Below are 11378 nucleotides of genomic sequence, written 5' to 3'. Positions count from 1 at the left end.
CAAAAAGCCTATTTAGAAGAATTATCTTTTGGCCAAAAAGATCCGGAAGTAATAGATACTGCCGAAATAAAAAACGGAAAATTCATCCTTACCGGCATTGCTGCCGAAGAAGGAATTTACCGCATACGGTTGGAAAAACTGACTAATGGTTTTCTTTTTATCAATGATAACAACAATATAAATTTTACCGCCGATTTAAACGATGTAAGTTTAACCGGCCCTTCCTTTTCATCTGCTGCCAACAGTTCTTTAAAAAAATTTATTGGTATCCACGATAGCCTGATGAAAAAAGTTCAGGAATCTTATGCCGCATTAACGCAATTAAAACAAAGTGGCGCCAATGCCAGCGATAGTATTTCAGTAGCAACAGAAACTTCTTTCAACAGTGCAAAAGAAACCATGACAAAATTTTGTTTTAAATATGCCGATACAGCACAAAGCCCTGCCATGGCTTTGTTTGCTTCTACCGGTGCGCCAGTTGACATAAAACAAATTCAGTTGCCGCTGCAAAAATTAGTACAGCGTTTCCCAAAAAACAATGGCATAATATCTTTTGCCAATTTTGCAAAACAACAACTGGCAACCCAGGAGCAGCAGCAATTAGCAGCACAGCAACAACAATCTCAAAGTAAAGCTGCTATTGGCAGCATGGCTCCTGATATTACCATGAACGATGTAGACGATAAACCTTTTTCGTTAAGCCAGTTAAAAGGTAAATATGTACTGGTAGATTTTTGGGCCAGCTGGTGTGGCCCCTGCCGTGCCGAAAACCCTAATGTAGTGGCTGCCTACAATCAGTTTAAAAATAAAAATTTTACCGTGCTGGGTGTATCACTCGATAAGGATAAAGCATCCTGGTTAAAAGCAATACAGGATGATGGCCTAAGCTGGCAGCACATCAGCGATTTAAAATACTGGAGCAGTGCCGCAGTTGGCTTGTATGGTTTGAATGGAATACCGTACAATGTTTTGGTTGATCCGCAAGGGAAAATAATTGCCAATAATTTAAGGGGAGAAGAATTGTTGGGGAAGTTGGGAGAGGTGTTGAAATGAGTACAAGTAAATTATTGATTTATAAAAATTTATGCATTGGCTACAAGTTGTACTACAATTAATTATACAAAAAAAGCTGCTTTCCATTGAAGCAGCCTTTTTTAATTATGTTTTTTAATTAATTAACGTTGATCTATTACTAAACCTAACTGGCTATAGTTTACTGATGCTTTAATAGTTCCTGCATTATTTAAAGTAATGCCTACAAACTTACCCTCACCAGCTGTAGCAGTTTTTGCTAAAATTGGCAGATCTAAGAATCCGAATGAACTATTTTTAGGAATTGTTAATATTCCACTCAGTGCAGTAAAATCGGTACCAGATGCTGCAAGGCTTACGTTAAGTGTTGCTGCTGCTGCTGCTGGAGTTTGCCCGCTAATTGTAGCAGGCATTGCAAAAGTAGTAATTGGTGCAGTAGTAAATAAAGAATACCCCACTGTTTGGTCCTGGGCTGATTGTGCTCCAACCAAGTTCACTCTTAGCCTAATAGTTTGAACATACCTGCGCAATGTAGAATCTGTAGTGTTTGCTACTCTTCCATATCCGGGATTGCGACCGAGTATTGGATAGGTTAAGCCTGCAGCATTTGAATTTAAAGCAGTAGCATCAAATTCAGCTACAGCACCGGAAACAATAACAGGATCATTTTTAATACAGCCTGCAAAAAGGAATAGCGCTAATATAGTAGTTGTTATAATATTTTTTTTCATGTTTATTTATTTATTTTAATAACCGAGGTTTTGTTTAAGATTGGGATTACCATCTACATCACCCTGTAAAATTGGAGCCAGTATTCTGGTATCTGTAAATGCAACGGTATTATAGTGTGGTGCTTTAACTAAGTCTCTTCCAAGACGTTTAAAATCAAAAAATCTTTGACCTTCAAAGGCAAGTTCAATTCTACGCTGGCGAAAAATTTCGTCAAATAATACTGGTTGGGGGGCTGCATTATCTGCAATTTCCTGTGCCGAACCGGTATAGTCTGTATATCTTCTTGACTTAATAGCTTTTAGATCTGCTAATGCATTTGTTAGATTTAATACTGACGAACCAGCTGTAGCTTGTACTTCTGCACGTATCAGGTAAACTTCTGCAATTCTTATTACTGGTACATTGTCTAAATTGATTACGCCGCTCCTTCCAAGAAATTTTGTACACTCTACTTTGGCATTGCCTCTTCCGGAAGTTCCAGGCTCAAAAACTAAATTACGCACATCTGTGGTTCTTGTTGCGATAGATGCAGGTAAACTAAAATTGGCTATTGTCATACCCCCTGTTAATGCAATTCCAAGATCGTTAAGCAGTGTTATTGAAGGAACTAAATCGCCAAATCCGCCAGTAGCTGTTGTGTTACCGGGTGTAACTAAAGTTGAATATGACGTTTGTAAGGATTCATTAACTCCTATATTTTCTGTTGCAGTTGCAAAACGAATTTGAAACAATGCCTCAGGGTGATGTTCCGCTCTCCATCCTGCAACATAGCTCCCGGTGGTTGAAAGGCGGCTACCTACTAATGTAATACATGAATCAGCCCAGCGTTTAGCTTCGCTATAATTTTTGGTATATAAATTTACTCTTGCCAGCATTGCCTGGGCAGCGGCTTTACTTGCCAAACTTGTTGCAACTCCCGTAGCTGTGTTAAGCAATTTGGCATTAGCAAGAGTAAAGTCATCTACAATTTGTTTATAAACATCATCAATCGGAGGCCTGCTTGGTAAAAATGTAAGTGCAAAATCAGCAGTTTGAATACCTTTTGTAATAACAGGTACGCCACCTCTATCTTGTGCTGTTACAACAGCACCGGGTATGTAAGCGTAGGCCTTCATCATTTCAAAGTAAGATAAGGCTCGAAGGAACAACAGTTGCCCCTGCCACCTATCTGCCTCGACAGAAGTTACACCGGCTAATTTAGGTATTGCTTCTAAAGTAAGATTAATTTGATTGATACCACCGTAACCACTTGTCCAAATAGCTGTTGTAAAAGTAGCCCCTTGGTTATTTTGTGCTTCTGGTAAAAGCCTACCAGATTTATTGGTTGCAACACCATTATCTGAAAGTGCCTCAGCAACTGCTATTAAATCACGACCGTAAAGCCTTGCACTTTTAAAACGGGCATAAATTGCTGTTATAGATGCCTCAACGGCATCTTTAGAATTAAGCGCTGTAGCGGCATCGATAGATTGCCTTGGAGCAATTTCCAATTGCTTTTTACAGCTCATGATTGCAAATGCAAAAAAGCAACATGAAAAAATTTTAAAAATATTTTTATTCATTATAAATTAATTTAAGGTGATAATTTTATTAAAAGCCAACCTGAAGCCCCACAGTTATGTTTCGGGTTTGTGGTATTATACCAGTTGCAACTCCCACAAATTCTATATCGTAACTAAACCAGTCGCTGTAAGTCCAAAGATTAGTACCCTGCACATAAAATCTTGCATTGCTTAGTTTTAGTTTTGAAATTGCCTCAGTCGGAAAATTATAGGCTATTTCTAAATTTCTTAACCGAATATAATCTGCCTTAAAAAATGTACGGCTCCCGCCAGCAGAACCCGTGCTTTTGGCTTCTGTAGCTAAATTCTGCCTTGGTACTGATGTAAGCTGGCCAGGTGCTGTCCATCTGTTTTGATAAATGTCTGTAAGAAAATTTATACGTCCTGATGATTCACGTAGAAAATTTATTTGACCATCAGAAGTATATCTGCCATATTCATAATTAAAGAGCACATTTAAAGAAACGCCCTTATAAGTGAAGGTATTAGACAATCCGCCATAATAAGGAGCTAATAAAGTTGGTCCTATTACTACCCTGTCTTTTGGCAGCACCGAGTAAGTAAGGTTGCCCAAAGTATCTAACCACATTGCCCTCCCTGTAGCCGGGTTAACACCAGCATATCTTTGTGTGAATGCAATGCTAATTGGTTCTCCCACTCTAATAGTAGGATCACCTGGTAATATTTGATTACCACCATATAAAGCTTTTACTTTTTGGGCATTATATGCAAAATTAAAGTTTGCATTCCAGTTAAAACCTCCGGTTCTTTTTGCTTGTATAATATCGCCTTTTAATTCCATTTCAATACCTCTGTTTTCTGTTTTACCAACATTATAAGCAATTGAAGTAAAACCTGTGGTAGATTGAAGTGGCAAATTTATCAACACATCTTTAGTCTGTTTATTGTAAACTTCCGCTGTAATATTCGCCCTGCTATTAAATAAACCTAAATCTATCCCTATGTTTGAAAGCGTTGTAGTCTCCCATTTTAAATTAGGGTTAGCCAACTGCGAGTAAGCAATGCCAGCACCACCGTTGTAAATTCCACCACCACCAAATAACCCTAACGCATCAAAGTTTCCTATCTGATCGTTACCTGTTGATCCATAACTCAATCTTAGTCTTAGAGCAGAAATTGTTTTAGAATTGGCTAAAAAATTCTCTCTGTCAATATTCCATGCACCTTTTACACCATAAAATAAACCATATTGATTCCCGCTACCAAATCTTGAAGAGCCGTCGTAACGGCCAACAACGCCTATAATATATTTACTGTCGTAATTATAGTTTAAATCTCCAAACACAGCATTCCTTCTAAACCCACTAAAAAATTCACCTACTGCAACAGGTGTCGCTGCGTTTTGTAATGAGGTAAACTGAAAGGTAGGGAAGCCTTGTCCATTTGCAGTGATGCCAGCATTATTTTCCTGACGGTACTCATAACCTACACGTGAGTCAATTTTATGTTTATCACCAATTGTTTTAATAAAATTTAATGTCCCGTATGTATTAATGTTTGTATTCCAGTTACTTTGAACAAATACATTTCCTTTAAAATTAAACCCATCTGCTGTCCTTGCATCCCTTACAATTTTACCTTGTACAAGTCTGTAATCAAGACCAGTAAATGCTTTAAAAGTTAACCAGCTGTTTATTTTATAATCAAGGTTAAAATTACCAACCAATTGATTTGTTCTGTTAAAGCCGCTGTTGTAATCATTAACCTGAACAATATTTTGATTTAATGTACCACCCAAATTTGCAATGGCAGTACCCGGCACACCATAGTAACTACCATCGGGGTTGTAAATAGGAAAAGCAGGTATAATACCTGCAGCAGAAAAAGCGGGGTTTCCTAAGAAAGACCCAGATACTGCAAAAGGAGTGTTTTGATTAAATGTGCTTAAACTTATGGATGTGCCTATGGTTAATTTATCAGTAGCTTTATTAGTAAGATCAGCTCTTAAACCAGCTCTATTAAAATCCGCTTTTGTAATCGTGGTACTTTGTTTTGTTATATTTGCTGACACCCTGAAAGTAGTTTTTTCATTACCTCCACTTGCACTTAATTCATAATTTTTTATATTTCCGGTTCTAAATACTGCGTCCTGCCAATCGTAAGTTTTAAGTGCAGCAGCGGCAGAGTCGGCCTGATTATCTGTAAAACCAGATGCTCCAGGTACCCTTAATTCGGTTAAAACTGTACGTTTTGAAGATAAAGTATTGATGGGTAAACTGGAGGCATTGGAAGTTGCTTCTAACCTAAGTTGATAATATTGCTGTGAATTTGTTGTCTCCAGTTTTTTTAAGATTGTCGCTTGACCGTTATAAGCATTTAAGGAGAATTTAGTTTTACCTGGTCTGCCTTTTTTAGTTGTAATAATGACAACACCGTTTGCCGCATTTGAACCATAAATAGCTGCTGACGCTGCATCTTTTATAACATCTAATGATTGAATATCATCAGGATTTAAAAAAGCTAAAGGGTTAGATTGTGTAAAGCCTGCATCGTCCCTGTTATTCAACTGAATACCATCCACAATATATAGTGGACTGTTACCAGCATTAAGAGATCCTGCACCCCTTATGCGTACATTAATTGCTCCACCGGGAATACCGTTATTAGCTTGTACCAAAACACCAGCTGCCTGTCCTTGCAATCCTTTGTCAACTGAAATATTTGGCTTATTTTCTAATTGAGCTGCAGAAATTGTTGTAATTGCCCCCGCCTCATCTCTTCTTTTACGGGTAGCACCATAACCAGTAACAACCACTTCTTGTAAATTACCTCCTTTATCTTTTAATACAATATTTAAAATGTTGCCTGTAATAGGAACTTCCTGCGTTACCATATCTACTGATGAAACTATCAGTATTTTTGCGGTTTCCGAAACAGTTATTGAAAAAATACCAGCAGTATTAGAAGAAGTTCCTACTGAACTTCCTTTTACTGTTACTGATGCCTTTTCTACAGGGTTACCTTTACTATCTGTAATTGTACCGGTAACTGTACGATTTTGTGCCATTACTTGCGTTAATGCAAAAAACGAGCACATTAATAAAATTAAAGTTTTTCTCATTTGCTTGTTAGTTTAGTGTTAAAACAAAGATAATTCACAATTGTTATAATTTAATAACGTAAGGCAATTATTTAGGCGCTTTAGCTGCTTATCTCTATATAAATGGAGTTCCTCTCAAAACTTACACCATCACCTTACAAAATAAATTGAGGCTGTCTCGGAAGTACAAAACAGCCTCAATTTATGTATAAAAATTAGCTGCTTAGTTTTGCACAGCAAGCCCATTGTACAATAACTCTGTAGCTGGTATTGGCCAAACATAGTTTTGTGCTGATGGCGGCACTGCTGCCAGCGATCCCTTTGCAGGAAACGCTAAAACCAAACGCTGTAAATCAATAGAGCGGTGACCTTCACCTAATAACTCAATATTACGCTCATTTAAAATAATATTTACTAAATCTGCCTGGGTTAATGGGGTATGCGTAGTGGTAGCATCGCTGCGTTGACGCACTGCATTTACTAAAGCCAGTGCCCTTACATCTATAACAGTATTTTGGCGGGCTAAGGCTTCAGCCAGGTTAAGCAATACCTCACTGTAGCGTATTATAGCTACCCAGTTGCTTACATCATCGTTATACTTTTGATACCGTTGCGATGAAGTAACCAGTGTTTTTCTGGCATCAGTTGATTTCCAGTTGGCATCTGCAATTATACCAGCAGGGTTTAAACCAAACTCTGAGTTATGATATGATGATAAACCGTTTTGAGTGCCTGGTTGGTTAGTAACCGTCATCGGCAAACTAAATATAGATTCAGTAGTGGTATAAGGTGTACGGAATACATTAACAAAGTTTGCATTTAAACTGTGGTTAACCCCTGTGGTACCTGCAGTAAAAGGGCCAGTAGCAGGTACAATTTTATTTGCCTCGGTAATTACTGCGGGATAATTACCCATATGCAAATACACCCTTGTTTTAAATGCAATGGCTGCATTTTTATGTGCTCTAACCACATTGCTGTCTCCGCTTGCATATTTAGCAGGCAGATTATTTTCTGCAAAAGTTAGATCATCCAAAATTTGTGTAAATACCTGTGCCTGTGTGGCTCTTGCCAAAGCTTCGCCACCACTACCTTTTGCTGCTGTTAACCTAAGTGGTATGCCTAAAGAGGCACCGGCATCGGCTGTGTACGATTTCTTTCCGTACAAAGTAGTGAGGTAAAAATAACTAACCGCCCTGCAGAATCTTGCCTCGGCTTTATAAGCACTTGCTTTTGCGGCACTAATAACACCGGCATTTGCATCAATACCCTCCAACACCACATTGGCCCGGTTAATGGCAGCATAACCAGCACCCCACATACCTTCTACCTGATTATCGGTAGATACTACAGAATAATTCCAAACACCCAATGCAGTTACGCCATTACCGGTAACATTTAACCAGTTTTCGCCTCTTACATCATTATATACTAAACCGCGGCCTCCTAAAAAATTGCCATTTTTCATTGCGGCGTAAATTCCGTTAACCTGTTGCTCTATTCTATCTGGTGTGGCAAATGCCACCAAATCCGACAAGTTAGTTTGTGGTACCGGACTCAGTTTCTCTTTTTTACAGCTTACTGCCAGTGCTGCAATTGCAACAAGAATAAGTGTATTGTTTATTATTTTATTTATGTTCATATAAAAAATTCTTTAGCAGTTTAGAAAATTAAGTTTACACCTATAGTTAATGTACGGGATTGGCCGATGGTATTTCTGTCAACACCAGGCGTAAGTGCAGTATTACCATTTACAGAAATTTCAGGGTCGCTACCCGGGTAATTGGTAATGGTAAAAGGATTAGTCATTTGTGCATACATACGTACACTGGTAATCTTAGCCATTCCCATTAGTTTGGCTGGTAACGTGTAGCCAAGTGCTATATTTCTAAACTTAACAAAATTGCCATTATACAAATTGGCATCTATTGGAAATGCAGAGCCGTTAGAAATATTATCATTATAAATTAATTTTGGAATATCTGTTACATCCCCGGCTTTTTGCCATCTTCTTAATACTTCTGTGGAGTTGTTCCAAAAGCGTTGATCTAATAAACCTGCACGGCTGCCAAAGTATACTTTGTTACCTAGGCTGTAAATAGCATCAATAGAAACATCGAATCCTTTATAAGCCACATTAGTGCCTATACCACCGTATACTGTTGGTAGTGCATTGCCAGCCATATAACCGTCTTTAGCAATGTCAATTGCCGGTGCGGTAGAACCATCTGCAAATTTATAACGGGTGGCTGTGGGTTGAGAAAAATCAAAATACACATTCTGGCCTGCAGCATTTACGAATATTCTTCTGCCAGTAGCGGCGTCAACACCATTTGATTTTACAACAAAAAAAGTACCTATGGAGTAGCCGGTCCTTGTCATGTTTGTATTTTCTAATTGGGTTGTACCAATAATTTGTGGTACACCATTAGCTAATTCAGTTACTTCGTTTTTAAGTGTAGAGAGGTTAAAGTAAGTATTCCAGTTTAAATCATTCTTTCTAATAATTGCGGCATTAATGTTTAATTCAATACCCTTATTGTACATAGCTGCTGCGTTGGACTGAATGCTGTTACCCGGAATACCCATACTTGGAGGAGTAGGTACATTAATAATCAATCCACTTAAATCTGTTTTATAATATGAAAATTCACCTGTAATCCGGTCATCAAATAATCCGAAGTCAAAACCAACATCTAACTTATTACTGGTCTCCCATGTAAGATTTTGATTACCTGCCTGAGAGTAAAATAATGTGGAATAACCATTGCCATACAAACCAGAGCTGAATGTAGAGAGTGAACCAAAATTACCAACTGCGGACAGGTTACCAACAGTACCGTAACTACCCCTGAGTTTGAATTTATTAAGCACTTTAGCCATTTTACTATCCTTATAAAAACTTTCGTCACTAAGGTTCCAGCCTAACGATACACCACCAAAATTACCCCACTTTTTTCCATCGGCAAATGCAGAATAACCATCTCTTCGGATGTTTCCTGCAATATAATACCTGTTTTTATAATTGTAATTTAACCTGCCAAAGAAAGATAAAAGGTAATTTTCAGTAATAAGGTTACCAATAGGGTTATCGTTTTGAGAATAGCCACCCTGGTATTCGTTATAAAAATTTTCGGTTAACCCAGAGCGTGAAGCACCCCAACGGTCAGTTTTATTAGATAGTTCTTCCGAACCAGCCAAAACATTAAAATTATGGGTATTATTAATAGACTTGTCGTAGGTTAAGGTATTTTGAAAATTAACAATATTGTTTTTGGCAAAAATGTTAAACGCACGCCCATCATCAGTTAGTGCTGTGGTTTGTATACCATCGCCATGCAGCGCATTCTGGAAAGACTTGTCCTCTGTACTTAAATAATTAGCACTGTATTGAATACGATAGATTAAGCCTTTTACAATTTTCACTTCGGCATTAACATCTGCAATCAACTGATCGTTTACTGATGAGAAAAGATTTATATCCCTAACCATTGCTGGGTTGGTAAAACCAGAGCGATCAAAGTTTTTGCCGCGGCCAATTTGGTTAAAACTGTTGCGGAGTGTTTGGTTATTTTGGCCAGTGTAAACTATATTGGGATTGCCAATATAATTATAACTGCCATCCGCTAAAAATGGAGAAATATTTGGTGCAGTAACAAAAGCCAAACGGGCAGCACCAGATGTATTAAATGGTGTACCAGGTAAAGAACCTGAGTTAGGAGCAAATGCGGTACCTCTGCTAAAATTAATGCTACCACCAATTTTAAGCCATTCGTTTACCTTTTGATCAACATTCATTCTAATTTGCTTTCTGTCAAAAGTGTTGGTTTGCAAAATACCATTCTGTTTTGTATAGTTTGTACTAAAAAAATAACGAGTACCCTGATTGGCACCGCTAATACTTATATTATGATTATGCTGCATCCCTTTTTGATATACATAATCTGCCCAACGTGTATCAACTGGCCGACCGTTAATATTATCCATAAAGAAAATTGGCTGCCCTGCCGCAGGTGGTGTTAAACCTAAGCCTGGAACCAACCCGCTGGTTGGTATTTGATAGTTTGCATTAAGTACTGCTTCATTTTTTAAAGTAACGTAGTCTTGTGCACGCAGTACATCGAAAATATTAAACGCCTCTGTCCAGCCTACCCATGCATCATAAGTAATTTTTGCTTTGCCTGCCTTGCCTTTTTTAGTGGTAACCAGCATTACACCATTTGCAGCACGGCTGCCATAAATTGCAGAAGCAGCAGCATCTTTTAAAATTGTGATATCTTCAATATCCGAAGGATTGATAGATGCTAAGGCATTATTTGCAGCAGAGTTTGTAGAGGCATCACCGGTAAAAGCAGGCACACCATCAATAATTACTAATGGGAAAGAACTACCGTTTATAGAATTTACACCCCTTACCCTTACTACAGGGGGGTTATTTAATACACCATTAGGAATAATAACATTTAACCCGGCAGCTTTACCAGACAATAACTGGTCAAAACTTTGTGCAGGTATGTTTTTAATACTGTTGCTGTTGATAGTGGAAATGGCCGCAGTGGCATCTTTCCTTTTTTGTGTACCATAACCTATAACTACAACTTCTTCTAACTTAGAGTCAGCTGTTTTTAAGGTAACATTTAAAACTAATGATTGCCTGATTGCTCTTACTTCTGTTTGATAATTTACAAAAGAAAAAGTAAGATTTTTGACAGAAAGGGGGATACTTAATGAAAATTTACCGTCTTTGTCGGTTTGTGTACCCTGTTTTCCATCGGGAGAAATAACCGTAACCCCTTCTAATGGGGTGTTGTTTTCATTTGTTACCGTTCCTGTAATTGAACGGTTTTGTGCTACAGCAGTAAGTACAAATACAAGTACTGCTGATAATGTTAAAATCAGTTTTCTCATTTGCTTGTTAATTTAGTGTTGAAACAAAGATAATTGACAATTGTGATAATATTTTTTTAGCAGACAATTTTTTTTGCCTTTTA

Annotated in this window: 6 protein-coding genes; 1 reads left to right on the top strand and 5 read right to left on the bottom strand. The window is 37.8% G+C overall.

Annotated elements, in window-relative coordinates; all coding sequences use genetic code 11:
• Positions 1-1053 (top strand): redoxin domain-containing protein (locus tag ACY651_RS00385; RefSeq protein WP_462248545.1); only part of this gene is annotated, 1053 nt, incomplete at its 5' end.
• Positions 1054-1175: 122 nt separating this feature from the next.
• Here the strand turns inward: ACY651_RS00385 and ACY651_RS00380 are convergent.
• From ACY651_RS00380 to ACY651_RS00360, 5 genes are all read right to left on the bottom strand, one after another.
• Complete coding sequence (locus ACY651_RS00380; protein ID WP_462248543.1) at positions 1176-1763, bottom strand: hypothetical protein; 588 nt, start codon at positions 1761-1763, stop codon at positions 1176-1178.
• Between the two features lie 15 nt (positions 1764-1778).
• Positions 1779-3272, bottom strand: coding sequence for a RagB/SusD family nutrient uptake outer membrane protein (locus ACY651_RS00375; RefSeq protein ID WP_462248541.1), 1494 nt, complete (start codon positions 3270-3272; stop codon positions 1779-1781).
• An 82-nt stretch (positions 3273-3354) separates the two neighbouring features.
• The gene (locus tag ACY651_RS00370) at positions 3355-6408 is read right to left on the bottom strand and encodes a SusC/RagA family TonB-linked outer membrane protein (RefSeq protein ID WP_462248539.1); all 3054 of its coding nucleotides are present in this window, start codon (positions 6406-6408) and stop codon (positions 3355-3357) included.
• A 202-nt stretch (positions 6409-6610) separates the two neighbouring features.
• Complete coding sequence (locus ACY651_RS00365; RefSeq protein ID WP_462248537.1) at positions 6611-8029, bottom strand: RagB/SusD family nutrient uptake outer membrane protein; 1419 nt, start codon at positions 8027-8029, stop codon at positions 6611-6613.
• A gap of 20 nt (positions 8030-8049) precedes the next feature.
• A complete protein-coding gene (locus tag ACY651_RS00360; protein ID WP_462248535.1) occupies positions 8050-11295 on the bottom strand; it encodes a SusC/RagA family TonB-linked outer membrane protein in 3246 nt (1081 codons plus the stop codon).
• Between the last annotated feature and the right edge of the window lie 83 nt (positions 11296-11378).

It is taken from the genome of Ferruginibacter sp. (assembly GCF_031391665.1).
Lineage (GTDB): Bacteria > Bacteroidota > Bacteroidia > Chitinophagales > Chitinophagaceae > Ferruginibacter.
The sequence above is the reverse complement of the archived record's forward strand: the minus strand, read 5'-3'. Positions and strand labels throughout refer to the sequence as shown.

Coding starts and splice junctions, on each gene's coding strand:
- ACY651_RS00375 (WP_462248541.1), bottom strand. CDS start 3,272: ATGAGCTGTAAAAAGCAATTGGAAATTGCTCCAAGGCAATCTATCGAT.
- ACY651_RS00370 (WP_462248539.1), bottom strand. CDS start 6,408: ATGAGAAAAACTTTAATTTTATTAATGTGCTCGTTTTTTGCATTAACG.
- ACY651_RS00360 (WP_462248535.1), bottom strand. CDS start 11,295: ATGAGAAAACTGATTTTAACATTATCAGCAGTACTTGTATTTGTACTT.
- ACY651_RS00365 (WP_462248537.1), bottom strand. CDS start 8,029: ATGAACATAAATAAAATAATAAACAATACACTTATTCTTGTTGCAATT.
- ACY651_RS00380 (WP_462248543.1), bottom strand. CDS start 1,763: ATGAAAAAAAATATTATAACAACTACTATATTAGCGCTATTCCTTTTT.